The 19,029-nt window shown below is 36.2% G+C and carries 16 protein-coding genes and 1 riboswitch; of the genes, 7 read left to right on the top strand and 9 right to left on the bottom strand.

What is annotated here, in order from left to right; translation table 11 throughout:
- Positions 1 to 11 precede the first annotated feature (11 nt).
- The 4 genes from HMPREF2846_RS01815 to HMPREF2846_RS01800 all read right to left on the bottom strand — a co-directional run bounded on the left by HMPREF2846_RS01815 (position 12) and on the right by HMPREF2846_RS01800 (position 5,642).
- On the bottom strand, positions 12 to 1,847 hold the full coding sequence (locus HMPREF2846_RS01815; RefSeq protein ID WP_037556148.1) for an assimilatory sulfite reductase (NADPH) flavoprotein subunit: 1,836 nt from the start codon (positions 1,845 to 1,847) through the stop codon (positions 12 to 14).
- A gap of 159 nt (positions 1,848 to 2,006) precedes the next feature.
- Entirely contained in the window at positions 2,007 to 2,732 is a 726-nt protein-coding gene (locus HMPREF2846_RS01810; protein WP_070625423.1) for a phosphoadenylyl-sulfate reductase, read from the bottom strand.
- A gap of 280 nt (positions 2,733 to 3,012) precedes the next feature.
- Positions 3,013 to 4,911, bottom strand: a complete 1,899-nt coding sequence (locus tag HMPREF2846_RS01805) for a glycosyltransferase family 2 protein (protein WP_070625421.1) — start codon at positions 4,909 to 4,911, stop codon at positions 3,013 to 3,015.
- A gap of 134 nt (positions 4,912 to 5,045) precedes the next feature.
- The gene (locus tag HMPREF2846_RS01800; RefSeq protein WP_070625419.1) at positions 5,046 to 5,642 is read right to left on the bottom strand and encodes a complement inhibitor SCIN family protein; all 597 of its coding nucleotides are present in this window, start codon (positions 5,640 to 5,642) and stop codon (positions 5,046 to 5,048) included.
- A 163-nt stretch (positions 5,643 to 5,805) separates the two neighbouring features.
- Here HMPREF2846_RS01800 and HMPREF2846_RS01795 point away from each other — a divergent pair, with 163 nt between their 5' ends.
- Both HMPREF2846_RS01795 and chrA read left to right on the top strand, forming a co-directional pair.
- Complete coding sequence (locus HMPREF2846_RS01795; RefSeq protein ID WP_060804230.1) at positions 5,806 to 6,210, top strand: NUDIX hydrolase; 405 nt, start codon at positions 5,806 to 5,808, stop codon at positions 6,208 to 6,210.
- 151 nt (positions 6,211 to 6,361) lie between these two features.
- Complete coding sequence (gene chrA / locus HMPREF2846_RS01790) at positions 6,362 to 7,519, top strand: chromate efflux transporter (protein ID WP_070625416.1); 1,158 nt, start codon at positions 6,362 to 6,364, stop codon at positions 7,517 to 7,519.
- 82 nt (positions 7,520 to 7,601) lie between these two features.
- On the opposite strand, the gene HMPREF2846_RS01785 is transcribed toward chrA, so the two are convergent.
- A complete protein-coding gene (locus HMPREF2846_RS01785) occupies positions 7,602 to 8,663 on the bottom strand; it encodes a PTS sugar transporter subunit IIC (RefSeq protein ID WP_031262374.1) in 1,062 nt (353 codons plus the stop codon).
- Positions 8,664 to 9,735: 1,072 nt separating this feature from the next.
- Here HMPREF2846_RS01785 and HMPREF2846_RS01780 point away from each other — a divergent pair.
- The gene (locus tag HMPREF2846_RS01780) at positions 9,736 to 10,410 is read left to right on the top strand and encodes a hypothetical protein (RefSeq protein WP_070625414.1); all 675 of its coding nucleotides are present in this window, start codon (positions 9,736 to 9,738) and stop codon (positions 10,408 to 10,410) included.
- 349 nt (positions 10,411 to 10,759) lie between these two features.
- Positions 10,760 to 10,825 carry a hypothetical protein gene (locus tag HMPREF2846_RS14890; RefSeq protein ID WP_107552666.1) on the top strand — a complete coding sequence of 22 codons (66 nt, stop codon included), beginning with the start codon at positions 10,760 to 10,762 and terminating at the stop codon, positions 10,823 to 10,825.
- Between the two features lie 191 nt (positions 10,826 to 11,016).
- Here the strand turns inward: HMPREF2846_RS14890 and guaA are convergent, their stop codons facing one another.
- From guaA to xpt, 4 genes are read right to left on the bottom strand one after another with little or no spacing between them, the layout of a single operon-like run.
- Complete coding sequence (gene guaA, locus HMPREF2846_RS01775) at positions 11,017 to 12,558, bottom strand: glutamine-hydrolyzing GMP synthase (protein ID WP_070625412.1); 1,542 nt, start codon at positions 12,556 to 12,558, stop codon at positions 11,017 to 11,019.
- Between the two features lie 16 nt (positions 12,559 to 12,574).
- Positions 12,575 to 14,041, bottom strand: coding sequence for an IMP dehydrogenase (gene guaB, locus HMPREF2846_RS01770; protein ID WP_002480342.1), 1,467 nt, complete (start codon positions 14,039 to 14,041; stop codon positions 12,575 to 12,577).
- A gap of 33 nt (positions 14,042 to 14,074) precedes the next feature.
- A complete protein-coding gene (pbuX, locus tag HMPREF2846_RS01765) occupies positions 14,075 to 15,343 on the bottom strand; it encodes a xanthine permease PbuX (RefSeq protein WP_070625410.1) in 1,269 nt (422 codons plus the stop codon).
- On the bottom strand, positions 15,340 to 15,930 hold the full coding sequence (gene xpt, locus HMPREF2846_RS01760) for a xanthine phosphoribosyltransferase (protein ID WP_002480340.1): 591 nt from the start codon (positions 15,928 to 15,930) through the stop codon (positions 15,340 to 15,342). The genes pbuX and xpt overlap by 4 nt, the downstream gene beginning before the upstream one ends.
- A 393-nt stretch (positions 15,931 to 16,323) precedes the next feature.
- A riboswitch (purine riboswitch) is annotated at positions 16,324 to 16,425 on the bottom strand.
- Between the two features lie 232 nt (positions 16,426 to 16,657).
- Between xpt and HMPREF2846_RS01755 the strand changes: the two genes are divergently transcribed.
- The 3 genes from HMPREF2846_RS01755 to HMPREF2846_RS01745 all read left to right on the top strand — a co-directional run bounded on the left by HMPREF2846_RS01755 (position 16,658) and on the right by HMPREF2846_RS01745 (position 18,906).
- Positions 16,658 to 17,056, top strand: a complete 399-nt coding sequence (locus HMPREF2846_RS01755; RefSeq protein ID WP_070625408.1) for a general stress protein — start codon at positions 16,658 to 16,660, stop codon at positions 17,054 to 17,056.
- Positions 17,057 to 17,152: 96 nt separating this feature from the next.
- Complete coding sequence (locus HMPREF2846_RS01750; protein ID WP_002480338.1) at positions 17,153 to 17,818, top strand: hypothetical protein; 666 nt, start codon at positions 17,153 to 17,155, stop codon at positions 17,816 to 17,818.
- 116 nt (positions 17,819 to 17,934) lie between these two features.
- On the top strand, positions 17,935 to 18,906 hold the full coding sequence (locus HMPREF2846_RS01745) for a hypothetical protein (RefSeq protein ID WP_070625406.1): 972 nt from the start codon (positions 17,935 to 17,937) through the stop codon (positions 18,904 to 18,906).
- Positions 18,907 to 19,029 lie beyond the last annotated feature (123 nt).

Genomic DNA, 19,029 nt, shown 5'->3' with positions numbered 1-19,029 from the left:
CTCCTCAAAAATTAATACACGTCACGTTGATAGCGTTTTTCTTTTTTCAATTCTGATAGGTACTCTTCTGATTCTTCTTCAGATAAGCCGCCTTCTTTTTCCAATACATGAATGATGGCTTGATGTACATCTTTCGCCATGTGTTTTTCATCGCCGCAGACATAAATTGCTGCGCCATTTCTTAACCATTCATAAAATTCTGCACTGTTTTCATCGATTAAATGCTGAACATAACGTTTTTCTTCTTGATCACGTGAAAAGGCTAAATCTACTTTTTCTAACACGCCGCTCTTCAACCAATCTTGAATTTCGGTTTGGTATAAGAAGTCTGTTGTAAAGTGTGGGTTACCAAAGAACAACCATGTGTTGCCTGTTAAATCCAATTCTTCTCGTTCTTGTAAGACACTGCGGAATGGAGCGATACCTGTACCTGGTCCAATCATGATGACTGGTGTGTTCTCATCGAATGGGAATTTAAAGTTAGGATTTTTCTTCAAGTATACTTTTAATTTATCGCCCGGCTCTACACGTTCTGCGAGTTGTACACTGCAGACACCTGAGCGTTTACGATTATGTGCTTCATAACGTACTGCACATACTGTAATGTGTACTTCATCTTCATTTGCTTTATGACTGCTTGAAATAGAGTAACTGCGTGCAGGGATTTTTCTTAAGACTTGATGTAATTGGTTCGGTTGTAGTGACTCTGTAGGGAAATCATTCAATAAGTCTATTAAGTCACGACCGTAGATATAATCTTTCACCCATTCACTATCAGAGGCTCTATCTAATAAGTCTTCATTATCAAAGAGCTGTGCTGCACTTTCGATTAATGGTTTCGTTAATTTTGTGATTTCAAAGTATGACGTCAATGCTTCTTCTAGCGACATTTTGTCACCTTGTGTATTCACAGTAATATCTTTTTCTGCCACCCAATCTTGCATATCGATAATTTCATCCACAAGTTCTGGGTCATTTTCCGGTAAGATATTAATGGAATCGCCTGGTGCGTAGTCATCGCCATAACCTTCTAATGATAATTCAAGGTGGCGAACTTCTTTATCAGAACCACGACCAGTTAAATTAATATTTTCTAAGACTTCTGCTTCGTAAGGAAATGTTCTTGAGTAAATGGGTCCAGAAGCATCTTCAACAGGTGCATCTTGTGCCTCTTGAACCACTTGCTTTACTTCTTGATCGCCTAACTCATTAATAATGTTTTCAATCCATTCATTTGCGAGTTCTTCAAAGTCAATATCACAATCGACACGCGGTAAAATACGGTCAGCGCCTAATTCTTCTAAACGTGCATCAAAGTCTTTACCCGTTTGACAGAAGAATTCATAAGATTGGTCACCTAAAGCAAGTACTGAGAAGCGTGCGCCTTCTAATTTAGGTGCTTTACGTCCGTATAAGAATTCATAGAAAGATAATGCGTTATCCGGTGGATCGCCTTCACCATGTGTTGACGTTACGATAAGTAGGTCTTCAACATTTTTTAAATCTTTCGTTTTATATTGGTCCATTTCAGTTAATGTGGCATCAAAATCGTTTTCTTTTAATTTACTTTCGAGTAATTCTGCCACCCACTGCGCGTTACCAGATTCAGAACCAAATAATACAGTGACTTTGCGTGGTTCTACAGCTTGTTGTTGCGCTGGTGCTGCTGGCGCCTGCGTTGCTGCTGCGCTAGAAGCAGGTGCTTGTGTTGCTGTGCCATCTTGGAGATGTGCCGTTAAATAACCGCTAAGCCAGAGCTTCTGGTCATTTGATAATGTTGATAACGCTTGATTAATGAGTTGTGCCTGTTCATCGTTGAACGGACTATTTGTTGCTGATAAATTCAAGTGTCTTCCCCCCATATGATAGATTTTATCCTTAGTTTTTTAGTAGGAATTGAAATTAAAAAAATATCTACACTTAATTCAAGTATAGTCATTGTGCTTTCAAAATTCCAACATATCCACTAGGAATTGTATACAAAAAAATTAATTGTAACTTTCAAATTAAGATTTACGTCCGATGTGCAAACCACATTCAGTTTTCATGTTGTTTTGCCATCTGCCTTCTCTAGAGTCGCCGCCTTCAAAAACAGGTGAAGTACATGGTGCGCATCCGATGCTTGGATAGTTCTGATCATGTAAAGCATTATAAGGTAAATCATTCGATTTAATATAATCCCATACATCATCCCAAGTCCAATGGATTAACGGACAAACTTTAATAGATTCAAAACGGTCGTCTTTATTCACAAAGTTTGTGTTGCGTCTTGTTGGAGATTGTTCACGTCTCAATCCTGATACCCAAGCTGTTTGGCCAGTTAATACTTCTTCAAGCGGTTTAACTTTACGGATATAACAACATTGGTTTGGATCTCTACGCCAAAGATTACCGCCATATTCTTGAGCTTGTTGATCAAGTGTTAAATCTGGCTTCTTCATAACAATGTTCAATTTAGGATATTTTGCTTTAACACGGTCGATTAAATCGTACGTTTCATCGAAATGGAGACCCGTGTCTAAAAAGACGATACGTGCGTCTGGTTTTACTTGCGAAATTAAGTTAATCAGAACGATGCCCTCTGCTCCGAAACTGCAAGCATATACAATTTCATCTCGGTAAGTATCATATGCCCATTTCAGAACATGATACGCACCTTTTGTTTCATCTGAAACATCTAATGATTCAAAAGGGTCTGAGGTGAAGTCTGTATAAGTAATTTTAGAAGTCAATAAAATACTCTCCCCTTATAGTATATAGATATAGCACCCTACAATTCAAATTGATACAATGATATTCGAATTGTCAGAAAATAATTATGTATTGAATCTTACCGTTTTCTCTATCCCCTGTCAACAATATTTATAATAATTTCACAAACTTAATAACCTTCTAGCAATATACGTTATTTTATACTATTCACAACCGATTTCTTTAAAATATTTAATGATACTTTAACGCATTACCACGTTATCCAAACAAAAAAGAAGAAGAGATTTTCATCCCTTCTTCTTACTTTACAACCTGCACAAAATCTCGATTTGCGGTGATAAAATAACCCGCTTTTGTTTTTAAACGCGGTGTCCCTTTAGAAGAACACACAATTTTATCTATTTCTATCGTGTCATTTAACTTCGGTTGGAATTCTGCTTCAGTTTTAAAGTTACGATCTTCATAAGCTTTACACTTTTTAATGACTTGAATCGTGATTGGCCAGTCTACAATATAATGTTCAGACAGATCACTGTCTAACTGTTCGACAAACTTTTTATTCGCAGTAATCACGTTCCCATCCTCTAATACTAATCGCGGTGTCCCTTTTTTAGAATACTGTATCTCTGATACATTAAACACCTCACCGACTTCCATAGATTGAGCTTGTTCTTGTGTAAATTCAGTATCACCATACACTTTAAACTTCTTAATCGCCCATACTTTCCCTGGGTTTTCTGCATAATACTTTGTAGTATCCACCTCATTAGGTTCAGCTGATGATGCTTGTTCTTGTTGTGTTGAAACGAATTCTACTTTCTGACCTTGACGTTTTAAAGCATGATTTTCCGTAATGCTTGGCAACATCATGTGTACTAAAAATGGTTTGTAGTGATCATAAATAACTTGCAGATTAAAATCGAAATCTACGTTTAATGCATCTGAAGGTATCCAGAGTTGATTGTCTTGCTGCTCAAACATTACTTCCTGCGTAACGGATTCATCAGAAAGCTTCACCAAATGCACTGCGTCGACTTCTGTTGAATCCTCTTTATATAGCGTAATAACCTCATAGAAGTGATTATCTTTAAGATGTGTGCCGCTATAGACCGCATAGAAGGGTTCGTATAAGGGTTCAACGGTGTGCAAGTCTTCCGGCAAATGATAATATACTAATCCGTCTGTAATATAATGTGACGCTCGTATACCTTCGCTTAATAAAGTAATCAATGCTTCTACTTTTTCTTTATCGCTATTTAATAAGCATTCACATACTTTCTCATATTTCGGTTCAGTCAAGTAATCTTTAATATCTAAGTCATGTTGGTCTAAAGTTGAAACTAACTGATCAAAAGCTTCATAGAATTTATTTTTCTCTGCGCTTTTTAAGAAGCGACGATTCATGAATAAGCGTGATAAATAATCCATTTCTACTATTCGACTGATCGCATGTTTGCGTGCAGTCTCCGGGATGTCTAAATCTAATAACTGCTTTAACACTTCTAAATTAAAAGCTGTTTTTTCAAAAATATCTGTTTCACTGACCAATGATTGATTCGCACCATATCGATTCACATGATAGACCACGATATTATTCATAGCGGCTGTTTTAGCGTGCGCAATTACTTCAGTAAAGAATAACTTATCTTCTCCGTATTTCATCGGTTCAAAATAAAGATGATGATCTTGAATCACTGATTGTTTTATTATTTTTCCAGGTGGACCGACGGCACGAAAGATTTTATCAATTTCGTAAGGCACAAGTCCTTCTTCTTTTGTATAAGCACTAAAGCGCGCAATTTGGCTCACAGACTGGTCCTTATGTTTTAAACTTTGACCGAACACTATATCGCTCTCTGTAGTTAAAGCTTGGTCAAGCAACTTCGGAAAACCTTCTGTATCTAACCAGTCATCTGCATCTAAGAACGTAATATAAGTGCCTTCAGCCGCTTCCACCCCTACATTTCTCGGCTTAGCTGGACTGCCGCTGTTTGCTTCTAACTCTATAACACGCATGTAATCACGCGTTTGTTCTAACTGTTTTAATTGTTCCAATGAGTCATCTGTTGAAACATCATCAACAAAGATGGCTTCTATCTCATCATGATTCAACTTTAACTCATCAATAGATGATACACATTGTTGTAAAAACTGAGATTTATTATATACAGGAACAATAATCGATAATGCCTTAGACATAACATTCCCCCCCTTGGATGTTGTCTCTCATATGTGTAGTTATGTTTACCTATATACCCCTCAGTCAAAAAACTGAACATAAAAAAACACAGCAACCCTATAGAGATTACTGTGTTCTATCGCTTATATCTTTATTAATGATGTGCTACAAATGCCTGATATGACTCTACATTTTGAATGTGTTGTTGAACTGCGTTAATCGCATTCACTAATTCAAAGTCTGGTGCTGTTTGGTTTAATACAGATTGTGCTTGCGCAACAGTTTGTTTTAGCTGTGCTTCATCTTGATTCATTGAAATATGACTTTCAGTTAATAAATGGTTTGCCTTTACAATTAGGTTTTGTAGTTCTGCTTTTTTACTTAAGATGTCGGCACTGCCTTTTTCAGTTTGCAAATGCAATTGAAATACCTCATTATAGATAGCTGAAAGTTGATTAATTGCTGTCACAACTTGTGAATCATTATTAGACTTTTGTTGTTTCTTAGCAAAATAAATCGCTTGGTTTAATTTATTCTGGTAGAATGTTGCACCTGATTCTTTCGCCATGTCTTTATAATAGTGACTCGCGTTCAATAAGTTTTTCAAGTTTTCTTTAGGTTGTACGCTGTAATCACGAAATTCGTGTGCGCCGAATTGGGCAGCTTCTGCTTGATATGAAAATACATGTGCACCTGCTGATCCAAGTAATACACTTGCGAGGCCTGTCAGTAAAAATTGTTTAAAATTCATCGTTGTTGTCTCCTTTAATTTACATGCTTTTATTATAAAACAGACATACACTACAATTGAATTAACTAATTATTAACTATAAATTATTTTTTACATATTTTTAGACACTAGCTGTTCACTTTTAACGAGTATCATTCAATAACACAACTCTAGGAGGATTAAGATGACCCCAAAACATATTGTTTCCGCTTCATGTGTGGTCACAAATGATGAGAATAAAATACTTTTAATCAAAAGTCCTTTGCGTGGCTGGGAAATTCCTGGCGGGCAAATTGAAAATGGTGAAACCATTCGAGAGGGTGTCATTCGTGAAGTGAAAGAAGAAGCTGGCGTCACCATCAAACTCACGACATACTGTGGTGTCTTTCAAAATACTGAACACAGTATCATCAATCATTTATTTAAAGGGATCTACACTGACGGCACACTTACGACTAGCGATGAAAGTTTGGAAGTTGGATTCTTTACTTATGAAGAAGTCATGCAAAAGGTCACTTGGGGGAATTTCACAGAACGCATTCGTTTATGTTTAACAGAAGACGAACAACCCTTCTTAGTATCCTTTTGATATAGAGATACTATAGAATTGATCATAAAACTCAAATACATGTCATTCATAAACTTTACAAAATCCATACATCACCTTTACGCATTTCGAAATATAATGAAGACTAACGCAAAATCTATAAATTGATGCTAATTTATATAAGGAGTTGCCTATGTCTCATTATTTCACCATTTTTATTGTAGCTTTAAAACTTGGTTTGATGTCCTTTGGTGGACCTACAGCGCATTTAGGTTATTTTTATGATGAATATGTGAAGAAAAGAAAATGGTTGGATGAAAGAGAGTACTCTGACTTAGTCGCGTTATGCCAATTTCTTCCAGGCCCTGCCAGCAGTCAAGTCGGTATCGGTATAGGTACCATCAGAGGTGGTGCATTCGGTGGTATTCTCGCATTTCTAGGATTCACTATGCCTTCAGTGATTGTTTTAATGTTATTTTCAACTTTATTTGTGAAGGGGGATACACACTTTACTTGGATGCAAGGATTGAAACTTGTTGCTGTCGCAATTGTGGCACAAGCAATTATTGGTATGGGCAAAAAATTAACCAATACGAAAACAACCATCGCATTGGCTATGTTTGTGTTAGCACTCTCATTATTGATCAATAGTATTTATATTCAAGTGATTGCGCTGGCTATAACTGGCTTATATGGTGTCTTATTCCTTAAACCTACATCAGCGCCAGACGCTGATTCTAAAGCGTTCTATTTACCTAAAAGATTAGGGATTATCTCTTTATCGTTATTTGTTTCTTTGCTTGTTGTATTGCCTATCTTAAGCGCAACCACTCAAAATATATGGATTAAAATGTTCGACAGTTCCTATCGTTCTGGTTCACTTGTTTTTGGTGGCGGCCACGTCGTGTTGCCACTGTTAGAAAAGGAGTTTGTACCGCAAGGATTGATTTCTTCTGATCAGTTCATTACAGGTTATGCGGCAGCACAAGCTGTGCCTGGCCCATTATTCACTTTTGCGTCTTATATCGGCACAAATATCGAAGGCATAATAGGAGGGTTGCTTGCGACATTCGCAATCTTTTTACCTGCCTTTTTACTGTTGTTTGGTGTCTTGCCATTTTGGGATAGTTTTAAGTCCAACCTTTATGCAAGAGGCTTTTTGAAAGGTATCAGCGCAGGTGTGGTTGGTATTTTAATCTCGGCTTTCTACCAACCTATTTGGACTTCTACGGTTAAACAACCTTTAGATTTCACATTCGTAACGATATTATTTGTCTTATTAGCTTATTTCAAACTACCTTCATGGGCAATCGTACTCATTGGAATTGGAATAGGTGTATTGTTCTATTAAAGCTTAATAGTTCGTGTCATTTTTGGCACTAAAAAAACAACACACATCAGGTATGTCCCTTTAGTGTGTTGTTTCTTTATTTCTATGCTTCATTCACTGTTGGATTAGCTTTGTTTTCTATGATTTTAGATTTATAACCCGTCACTTCACTGTTACGGATTGGATAGTTTCTAAATACATATGACATTACCCAACCGACAATGAAACAAATTGCAGCTGCGATGGCTGCGTATTTTAATACGTCGAGTGCTGGGTTGAAACCAAACATAACGAGAATACCTGGTGTCGGTGCTGCTGTACCTGGCGCATCATTGACTAACCCCGAGTAAGCAATGACCATACCAGCTAGTCCTCCACCGATAAAGTTCGTCACATAGATTGGCACTGGATTAGAAGACACTAAGTCTGCTTTTGACAGTGGCTCAATCGCAATAGAAATAACTGATTTCAAGTTACCGATTTTCAAACGATGTAGTAACGTTGTATTCATAAAGCTAGACGCAAACGCTGTTAACGCCGCAACTGCCATTGGTACACCTGTTAAGCCTAACATTGCTGTTAATGCCATAGAACTTAGTGGTGATGTTCCAACAACTGTCACAATACCACCAAGAATCAGACCCATCAGCAATGGACTTGTATTCATCGCCACATCGATAATACCGCCGATTTTCAATAATGAACCATCGACTAGTGGCGTGAACCAAACCCCTAACAATCGTCCAACTGGAATACAGAATAATACTACGATAATAAAATCCATACCGTTTGTAATTTTCTTTTCAATAAAGCGAATCACAAACGACATCAGATAAGCCGCAAACAATGCAGGAATCAGCCCGATTTCCGCAAATGCGACCGCAAGCAACGCTGAGTTTTGTGGATTGATCTTTCTCGATAATGCGACTAGGAATGCGACAATGACCCCACTCAATGTCCCAGCTAGACTACCCGTTTCCTTTAAAAACTTAATATCGAAAATATCTCCCAATACAAACCCTTGCAGCGCCTCAACTAAGAATGTTGCAATTGCTGCTGTTGCTAAAGCCCCCATGACTGCACGCCCATCTGGCGCATAATACGTGAACACAGTGAAAAATACTAAAATAAGTAACAATAAACCTGTACCGATTAATATATCTATTTTGCACAGCCCCTTTTTACATGTGTTCATTCAAGCTTATACCTTTTAGCACATGAAAGCAAATGTTATTTTCGTTATAGTATGAATTTTCTAATAATTTTTATAAAGTACTTATTCACGAAATTTCAAAACAACTCGCTAATCCTAGTTATTAACTACGACTTAAAATTTCCAACTTACAACTCAACGACTATTTTATAATAGTAATTTTTGACTATAACATGACATATAATAATATATTCAATAAATAATAGATGTTTGGGAAATAAACTCGACGCTGATTGTTACTAATGACAGTTTCTTTTTTTCAATTTAAGTTCATTTGGATCACAAAAATCAAAAAACAAAGTGAAAAAAATACTGGGAAACAGTAATTACTTTTTCAAGTTCTCTTCGGTTAGGGAAACAACTTAATTTACCGAATTAAAACAAAAGTCACTTACCTTTATATTTTTTCCTTATTCTTGTCTTCAAAAAGGTATTTTTACCTTTAATTCCAAGTAAAGTTGATATAGTATAAGTCAAAAGTGTACAATATCCTTAATTTCTAGTAGAGTATAATTTTAGTGTAGAAATAATTACTCTTTTTTGCATAAAACTGGTCCAGTAATTTACCCATCTTTCTTACTTAGTTTAAAAGCTAAATTTATTACGAAATATATTTAACAATAATATAATTCAATAAATATTACTTGATGCATAACGCCTAAAAAATTAATAAGTCGTTAAGAAGTTAATTCTAAGAAGGAATTTCCTAAAAATGTATGAGATTCAAACTAATGTATAAAATCCAAATCACATATCCACTATGAAGTGTTCAATCTATATAAAACGTCCATCCAATATGACCTACTATACTATGGAGCTTTAATCACTTGATTCTTATTATGGAGTTCATAAAACTTATAAATACAAAACTACATTTAACTAAAAAATATAAATACATGATGAATAAATAGAAAGATTCGTGCAACAAAAACATTTTTTACAGTAATTTTAAAATAAGGACCTTTTGTCCTTTACTCTAAAAATAATCTGATTACTATATCTAAATAAATTAGGAGTTGAACCCATGACTAATTCTGATTTGTTGTCCTTAATTGCTATTATTATATCTGCATTTACACTATTTAAGGTATTATGGCAAGAAAAAAAGCACCTCAACATAGAAATACACGAAGCACTAATATTTAAAAACCCTAAAAAATTCGATATTTTCATCTCTTTTATGAATCTCTCTAAATTACCTATTGGAATAAATAAAATCACTGTATATGACTCAAGAGTTAAAAAATCAATATTTTTTAATAACGAGGTTAAAAACAAGCAAATTTTCAAAGATATAAGTGTTACTGAAATACTTTTCACAGCAGGTTCCAAAAATAATTTTAGTTCTACATTATATAATAATTCTCTTCCAATTAATATTGAACCATACTCAAGTACAAAAGATATAATTCGATTTGATTTTTCAAATGATATCGCAGATGAAGGAATAAATAATTTTAAATTAAATCATAATACGCTTTTTGTAAAAATATCCACTACAAGGGGTGTCTTTTGGAAAAAATTTCAATGGATAATATTTCATTTTACGATAAACCCATTGAGTTTTATCAAAAATATAAGCACCACAAAAAATCATCCAACAAAAATATTGATTAAAATATCAACGAATAATTCATACTTCTGTTCTATTTTTAATATACAACATATTCGAGTAATATCTTTTACTAACTTTTTCTAATACCAAGTATATAGTGAGCTTTCACCATCAAGTTAATAATCATGCATTATGTTGACCTAACCTAAAACAGATACTTAAGTTTTACATCTAAGAGGTTTTATTGTTTTATATAACTACTTACAAACTTAAAATTAATATCATTATCATAGACTATTCTATTAGCATGGGCTTCTTCATCTACAAAAAAGCCTGAAATTTCCAACTAATATGTCCTTATTTACCTTACCATCAAATAATCTAATATGAGGTCGTCGTTTTACTTCCATGCTGTATCTAGCATGGGAGGAGGTGACATTATATTCAGCATCATATTTGTATCTTTATTGCCCCTATTTAAGTAGGGGTAACAATCACGTTATTTTCCTATTGGCTAAATAATCGAATTAAAAAGCAACGGCATAGCCAATACACCTAAAAAGAGCCCGGTAACTACTGCGAATAGTTATCAGGCTCGGTGTTTATCACGTTAGCATCATATTTGTTACCTAAATTATAATATACATGTTCACTTTTGAGAATTCGTGTTGATTTTAAAAGTAAAGTATTCTTAAAAAACCCTCTAACCATTGCGGTTAAAGGGTTTTCGTTTTATATATTATAGATTAATTACTCCCACTCGATTGTGCTTGGTGGCTTAGAAGTAATGTCATAGACTACTCTGTTGACGTGATCTACTTCGTTAACGATACGACTTGAAATCTTTTGTAAGACTTCCCAGTCGATTCGCGCAAAGTCACTTGTCATACCATCAGTTGAAGTTACGGCACGGATACCGATTGTATAGTCATACGTACGGTAATCGCCCATTACACCTACTGAACGCATGCCTGGAAGTACTGTGAAGTATTGCCAGATTTCACGCTCTAAACCTTCTTCACGAATCACTTCTCTTAAGATGGTGTCTGATTCGCGGACGATTTCTAATTTTTCTTCAGTAATTTCACCTAGAACACGGATACCAAGTCCTGGACCTGGGAATGGTTGTCTCCAAACTAAGTGTTCAGGAATACCAAGTTCGATACCTAAAGCACGTACTTCGTCTTTGAATAATGTATTGATAGGTTCAATCAATTCAAATTGCATGTCTTCAGGTAATCCACCTACGTTATGGTGAGATTTGATTGTTTGTGCTGTTTTTGTACCTGATTCAATGACGTCAGTGTAAAGCGTACCTTGAGCAAGGAAGTCTACACCTTTTAGTTTTGATGCTTCATCGTCGAAGACATATACGAATTCGTTACCGATGATTTTACGTTTTTGTTCAGGGTCAGAAACACCTTTTAATTTATCCATGAAGCGATCTTTCGCATTCACACGGATGATGTTCATGTTGAAACCTTCACCGAATTGTTCCATAACCATGTCGCCTTCGCCTTTACGAAGTAAACCGTGGTCTACGAAGATACAAGTTAATTGATCGCCGATTGCTTTATGCAAGAGCACTGCAACAACTGAAGAGTCTACACCGCCGCTCATTGCGCAAAGCACTTTACGGTCTCCAACTTTTTCACGGATTTTTTCAATTTCGACTTCAATGAAGTTTTCCATTGTCCATTCGCCTGTACAATCACATACACGACGCACAAAGTTACGTAAAATGTCATTACCATACTCAGTATGACGCACTTCTGGGTGGAATTGAACACCGTAGATACGACGTTCTTTATCTTCGATTGCTGCGTAAGGCGTGCTTGGACTATCTGCGATAGATTCAAAGCCTTCTGGAATTTCAATCACTTTATCTGAGTGGCTCATCCATACTGTTTGTTCTTCTGGTAAACCGAAGAAGATTTCATCAGATTTTGCGTGGATAATTGCTTTACCATATTCACGTTCATTCGCACGCTCAACTTTTCCACCTAATAATTTTGTTGTTAACTGCATACCATAACAAATACCAAGTACAGGTACGCCTAAATTGAAGATTTCAGGATCAATTGTGTAAGAACCTTCTTCATAAACTGAGTTTGGTCCGCCTGATAATATAATACCTTTTGGATTCATATTTTTAATTTCTTCAATTGAAATTTCATGGTCGTGCAACTCACTGTACACACCCATTTCACGAATACGACGTGTAATTAATTGGTTGTATTGGCTACCAAAGTCTAATACAAGAATTAACTCTTGTTCTTTCGCCATTTCCATAAATCAGTTTCTCCTTTTATCTTGAGTAGTTTGGTGATTCTTTTGTGATTTGGATATTGTGTGGGTGGCTTTCTGCTAAACCAGCAGGTCCCATACGTGTAAACATTGCTTCTTCACGTAATTCTTTCAAGTTGTGAGAGCCTGTATAACCCATACCGCTTCTCACGCCACCCATCAATTGATAGATGTTGTCTTGTAATAAACCTTTATATGCGATACGGCCTTCAATACCTTCTGGAACGTATTTTTTAGGTGTTTTATCTTCTTGGAAGTAACGATCATTTGAACCACTTTCCATTGCACCTAATGAACCCATACCACGGTAAGTTTTATATTGTCTACCTTGGAAGATTTCAGTTTCTCCTGGGCTTTCTTCAGTACCCGCAAGCAAGCTGCCTAACATTACTGCGTGCCCACCAGCTGCTAATGCTTTTACAACATCACCAGAGTATTTGATACCGCCGTCAGCGATAATCGCTTTGCCGTGTTTACGTGCTTCAGTTGCACAGTCATACACTGCAGTAATTTGAGGTACACCTACACCCGCAACAATACGAGTTGTACAAATAGAACCAGGTCCGATACCTACTTTAACAACATCTGCGCCAGCTTCAAATAGTGCTTTTGTAGCTTCGCCTGTCGCAACGTTACCAGCGATAACTGTTACTTCTGGATATTTAGCTTTAATGTGTTTAACTTGGTCGATAACACCTTGTGAGTGACCGTGTGCAGTATCGATAACTAATGCATCAACACCTGCTTCAACCAATTTTTCTGCGCGGATGTCAGTATCTTTAGAAATACCGATAGCTGCTGCACATAATAAACGGCCTTGTGCGTCTTTGGCAGCGTTTGGATATTCGTGAACTTTCTCAATATCTTTGATAGTGATAAGCCCTTCTAATTTACCATTTTCAGTTAATGGTAATTTTTCGATTTTGTGTTTTTGTAAGATTTTTTCTGCTTCGTCTAAAGTTGTGCCGACTGGAGCTGTGATTAAGTCTTCTTTTGTCATGACATCTGAAATTCTGATTGAGAAATCTTCAATAAAACGTAAGTCACGGTTTGTGAGAATACCAACGAGGTTGCGGTCTTCTTTATTGTCTACGATCGGTACACCTGAAATGCGGTATTTACCCATTAAGGCTTCAGCTTCATAAACTTTTTCTTCTGGTGTTAAGTAAAATGGATTAGAAATAACACCATTTTCAGAACGTTTAACTTTTTGTACTTCATCAGCTTGATCTTCGATGTTCATGTTTTTATGAACGACACCAAGACCGCCTTGTCTTGCCATAGCAATTGCCATTTTTGACTCAGTTACAGTGTCCATACCAGCTGAGATAACTGGAATTTTCAATTTGATTCTGTCTGATAACTCAACACTTAAATCTACTTCCTTAGGTAATACATCAGACTCCGCTGGAATTAACAGTACATCATCGAACGTCAAAGATTCTTTAGCAAATTTATTTTCCCACATTGAATACAGCCTCCATTATTTGTTTTAATTACATTATTTCACATTTTCTTCGTTTTGTTGATACTTTAAGCCGTTAAAAAAGAAATTAAGTACGATTGCTGAGATAGCACCTAGTACAATTCCATTTTGTGTTAACCAAGCGAATTGTTCGCCCATTGCTTTAAATGCTTCCGGAACAGCACTGATACCTGTTCCTAAACCGACAGCCACAGCAATAACTAACAAGTTATTCTGCTTCTTGAAATCGATACTGCCTAAGATACTGACACCATAAGCCATTACCATACCGAACATCGCAATCATCGCCCCGCCGAGTACAGGTAATGGAATAATATTTGCTAACGCGCCTAACTTTGGAATACAACCGCAAATTAAGAGTAAGATGACCATTCCATAGATGACATTATTCTTTTTCACGCCAGAAAGTGAAACCAAACCGACATTTTGAGAATATGCAGTATATGGAAATGCGTTGAAGATAGAACCAATCACAATCGCAAGCCCTTCCGCAGTGTAACCTTTGCGGTAGTCGTTACGCGTCAAAGTTCTTCCTGTGATTTTACTTAACGCTGTGTATACACCTGTTGATTCAATCAAGCTGACTAATGCGACGATAAAGAATACTAAAATCGCACCGATATCAAACGCAAAGCCTGAGAATCTGAATGGTTTCGGAAACTCGAACCAATGTGCTGTTCCAACTTGATTCAAGTCGACAACACCAAAAGCACCAGCGAGCAAAGTTCCTGCAATCAACCCGATTAAGATTGCAATAGACTTTAAGAAACCATGTGTAAAACGTTGTAAAAGCAAGATAATCAACAACGTTGAAAAACCTAAAATGATATTTTTCATATTGCCGTAGTCTTTTGCCCCTTGTCCACCTGCTACATAGTTCATAGCAACCGGCATTAAATTAATCCCGATGATCGTTACCACACTACCTGTTACGACAGGTGGGAAGAATTTAACAACGTAAGAAAAGACAGGTGCAATTAAGACCACTAAAATCCCTGATACAAAGAGTGACCCGTATAATACGTCCAAACCTTTGGTCTGGCCGATTAATATCATCGGTGCAACCGCAGTAAAGGTACACCCTAAAACAATCGGTAAACCTGTACCCGTTACTCTATTCGCTTCTAAAAATGTGGCTACCCCACACATGAAGATATCGACTGTTACAAGGTACGCGATTTGTTCTGGTGTGAATTTCAAACTCGTCCCGACGATAATTGGAACAAGTATAGCACCTGCATACATTGCAAGTAAATGTTGTAGACTCAAGATGAAATTCTTCATGCGTTCTCTTCACCTTCACCTACTAAAGTTACTTGGTTGCCTTGAAGCGATGCGACTTGGCAAAGTGAAGAAACTTTTAAGCCAGCTTCTTCTAATCTTTTACGGCCTTGTTGGAAACTTTTCTCTACTACAATACCGATACCTACTGTTTCTGCACCTGCTTGTTCAACTAAACGGTTCAAACCAAGTGCCGCATCTCCATTCGCTAAAAAGTCATCGATAATCAATACACGGTCATTTTCCCCTAAAAATTCTTCAGAGATAATGACGCGATTCGTCTTGTTTTTCGTAAACGAATGAATATCTGTCTGATAAAATCCATCTGCCAAAGTACTTGGCTTAGCCTTCTTCGCAAAGAGACATGGTACTTCAAAACGATATGCTGCCATAATAGCTGGCGCAATGCCTGATGCTTCAACAGTTAAGATTTTAGTGATGCCTTGATCTTTGAACTGTTCATAAAATGTTTCGCCAATGTCATACATTAACACTGCATCAATTTGATGGTTTAAAAACCCATCTACCTTCAAGATTTTTTCGCCAATGACGACGCCGTCTTCTTTAACCTTCTTTTTCAACGCTTCCACGTCAACAAACCTCCTAAATTTGTGTATAAAAAAAATCCCAAACTACTCTATGAGTTTCAGGATCTATGAGTGGCACAGGCAATACACATCATTATCAATATGAAGTTCACTTTGGAGTCAGGAGGTCAATTTAAATCATCTTATATTCATTAAATATAAGACCATTCTTGTTGACGCCTTCTGTGGTTAACGCAAGTTCAACCCCTTCAAGCGTGTTGCCAAAGCAACTTATAAATGACGGTTTGAGAAGCTGTTATTGTTCTCCGCGTTTCAAAACTTAATCGCTCGATGTTTGTGAACACTAAAATATAAGTCCCATCTCCCAAATAGTCCTCAACTTATATTATAGAATGAACACGTGTCTACCCGTTTGTTTTGAAAGCACCATTGTGTTGTATTGTATCAGTGACTCATAGTCATGTCGTTAAGGCGACATGGTAGAAACTTCTAAAGCCTAATTCTCTAGATTATATGAGTAAGGTAAATTATTTAATGATAATATCAAATTTCAGGCTTTATTTCAATAACTGAAACTTAATTCATCATATTTCCATAAAATTGAATTGTGCATCGAAGAAAATACGTCCTTGCGTTGATAATAGTGTGAATTTTCTTATATTTATTTGATAGCTTAGCCGTATAATAGTATAATTTAGATGGTTCAATTATATAAAAAAAGGGTATACATTATAACATTAAACATATTTCACAGAGGGGGAGCTTTAACATGGCAAACATTACTGTACTTACATCACAAGACGAAATTTTTGATACTTTAAAACGCAGATTAGATGAGGGGTATACCAAAGACGAGATTTCAGTTATCAGCAAAAACAAATTAAACCTTGGCAGTATAGCAAGCACGGACATGACAGTGCAATCTACAAGCGGAACGTTCAGTGACAGAATTGCTCGCCTTCTAACTGGGGAAGACGGTGAACAAGCAGTCTTATTACAATACGACTTATCAGACACAGAACGTCAAATTCTAAAACGCGAATTACTTAATGGTAATATCGTTGTGCTTGCTGATAAACATGATATCAGCCGAAAAGAGTTCAAAGACGAATACGAAACAAAAAAGATAAACACGATAAAGAATATGAAATTTAATTTGCATTCATGATAATCAGCAGCTTAGTCTGCTGATTATTTTTTTATTTACATATAAGCCCAGTGTATCAATATGCTATAATCAAAAGAAAAATGGGAGGGCAGCGCTATGGACTTTAAATTAGTAAAACAAACATCCGATCCATTGTATGAGGCAGCTTTAAATCTCTTTGATAACTATCAATTCGGAAATGTGTCACAAAAACACCATGTGTTCAAACAATCACTTGAAAATAAACGCACCCAAAATGATTACGTCTTCTTAGTCGGTTTAGATAACGATGAAGTTGTCAGTTTTGCCACGGGCCACTATGAAGCTACTACAAATGCAGCATTTATTATGTATCTAGTTGCTGTAGACACACCAGAAAGAGAACGTTATTTAACTGAAACATTAGAGAAGCTCCAAGAAGGATTGGATAATCTAGCCAACCGTGTGCATGACCGCGATGTGAATTTCTTTATGATGGAAGCATTGCCGATTCCGGATTCTTTAGATGAACCTGATGCAGATTTGCTTATGCAACGTCACCTTTTCTTAAAAGAACATGGTTTTGAAGAACAAAGAGAAATCGATTATATTCGTCCTGCTATAGAGCCAGGCGGCGAACCAATTCCATTGAAATTATTCTTGCACACACGCATTCCGTTGACTAAAGACATTTACGGTACTAGTGTTAAATCTTGCTATATTTTAAAATATGTTTTCGCAAATCACCTTTCACGCAAAACCGTTTATCCGCTACTTGAACAAATGGATCTTCGAAAATCGTGAGAACCCTTGAAATCAAAAGGAAATCGGGTTAAACTAACATAGAGGTTAGACTAACGTTTGTGTGACGTAAGACATACATCCCACTTAAAATCATAGAGTGAAAGGATATAGATCAGATGCTAACAAAAGAATTCGCCCAACGCGTCGAATTAAGTGAGAAACAAGTACGTAAAATCGTACAACATTTAGAAGAACGCGGTTACCATTTAAAGAAAACAGAATACCGTGGTCGTGAAGCAACTGACTTCCAAGAAGAAGACATCGAGTTATTCAGAGAGATTGCGGATAAAGTTAAGCAAACAAATAGTTACGACTTAGCTTTCGAAGAATTAGAGAAAGAAAATGATTTCTTACAAATTGTTGTTAAAGAGGATGATCAAAATCAACTTCCTAGCGATCAAAACTTCGCAAAATTATTAAGTGACTTACATAACGACATCACTAAGATGCGTGAAGAACGTCAAATGCTAGGCCAAATGATTTCTCAAGTGCACCAACAGCAAAAAGATTTACAAACTTTACAACAACAAATGACAGATAAGCTTGGTCAACACGAAAAAACACTTAAAGCGATTGAAACAGCACAAAAAGATCAAGCAAAAGCAGTTCAAGATAACACTGAAGCTATGAAATCTCATACTGAAAAAGTTTTAGCACAACCACAACCTACTGTTGAAACTAAAACTGAACCTAAAGCAGAGGAACAAGTGGCTAAAACTGCTGAAGTCAAAGAAACTAAACCTTCAACGGAAGAAGTTAAAACTGAAACAACATCTTCAGAAGAACAAACTCAAAAAACTACAGAAACACCGCTTTCTGATTATAAAGGTGCCACAGCATCAACTGAAACTGAACAACCGACACAAACAGAACCAGTTAAATCTGAAAGTACTTCAGAACAACCAGAAGTTGATGCATCTGAAACAACTAAATCAGAAAATGAAACACCTGAGACAGAAGTTCAAGGTACACCAAATTCAACAACACCTGAACCAGAAATACCGATTGACAATCAACATGAACCTACTGTTCCACATCATAAGAAAGAAGAGAAAAAAGGTTTCTTCGCACGTTTATTCGGTATGTAAATTAAACACTATTCAAATCCAATCCGATAATTCGGGTTGGATTTTTTTATTTTGTTCACAGTATTTTTAAAGAAACAGTTAAAAACCGCCATTGACCCTTTCTTATATATACGATATATTTAC

The sequence above is a fragment of the Staphylococcus sp. HMSC056G08 genome (assembly GCF_001812305.1).
GTDB classification, from domain to species: Bacteria; Bacillota; Bacilli; order Staphylococcales; family Staphylococcaceae; genus Staphylococcus; species Staphylococcus simulans.
Note: the sequence above shows the minus strand (reverse complement) of the source record. Positions and strands in the feature narration are given on the sequence as shown.

Bases quoted from the DNA above. Each gene is read 5' to 3' on its own strand.
- HMPREF2846_RS01750 (WP_002480338.1), top strand. From the start codon at position 17,153: ATGGACTTTAAATTAGTAAAACAAACATCCGATCCATTGTATGAGGCA.
- HMPREF2846_RS01800 (WP_070625419.1), bottom strand. From the start codon at position 5,642: ATGAATTTTAAACAATTTTTACTGACAGGCCTCGCAAGTGTATTACTT.
- guaB (WP_002480342.1), bottom strand. From the start codon at position 14,041: ATGTGGGAAAATAAATTTGCTAAAGAATCTTTGACGTTCGATGATGTA.
- pbuX (WP_070625410.1), bottom strand. From the start codon at position 15,343: ATGAAGAATTTCATCTTGAGTCTACAACATTTACTTGCAATGTATGCA.
- HMPREF2846_RS01805 (WP_070625421.1), bottom strand. From the start codon at position 4,911: ATGTCTAAGGCATTATCGATTATTGTTCCTGTATATAATAAATCTCAG.
- HMPREF2846_RS01755 (WP_070625408.1), top strand. From the start codon at position 16,658: ATGGCAAACATTACTGTACTTACATCACAAGACGAAATTTTTGATACT.
- HMPREF2846_RS01795 (WP_060804230.1), top strand. From the start codon at position 5,806: ATGACCCCAAAACATATTGTTTCCGCTTCATGTGTGGTCACAAATGAT.
- chrA (WP_070625416.1), top strand. From the start codon at position 6,362: ATGTCTCATTATTTCACCATTTTTATTGTAGCTTTAAAACTTGGTTTG.
- HMPREF2846_RS01745 (WP_070625406.1), top strand. From the start codon at position 17,935: ATGCTAACAAAAGAATTCGCCCAACGCGTCGAATTAAGTGAGAAACAA.
- HMPREF2846_RS01780 (WP_070625414.1), top strand. From the start codon at position 9,736: ATGACTAATTCTGATTTGTTGTCCTTAATTGCTATTATTATATCTGCA.
- guaA (WP_070625412.1), bottom strand. From the start codon at position 12,558: ATGGAAATGGCGAAAGAACAAGAGTTAATTCTTGTATTAGACTTTGGT.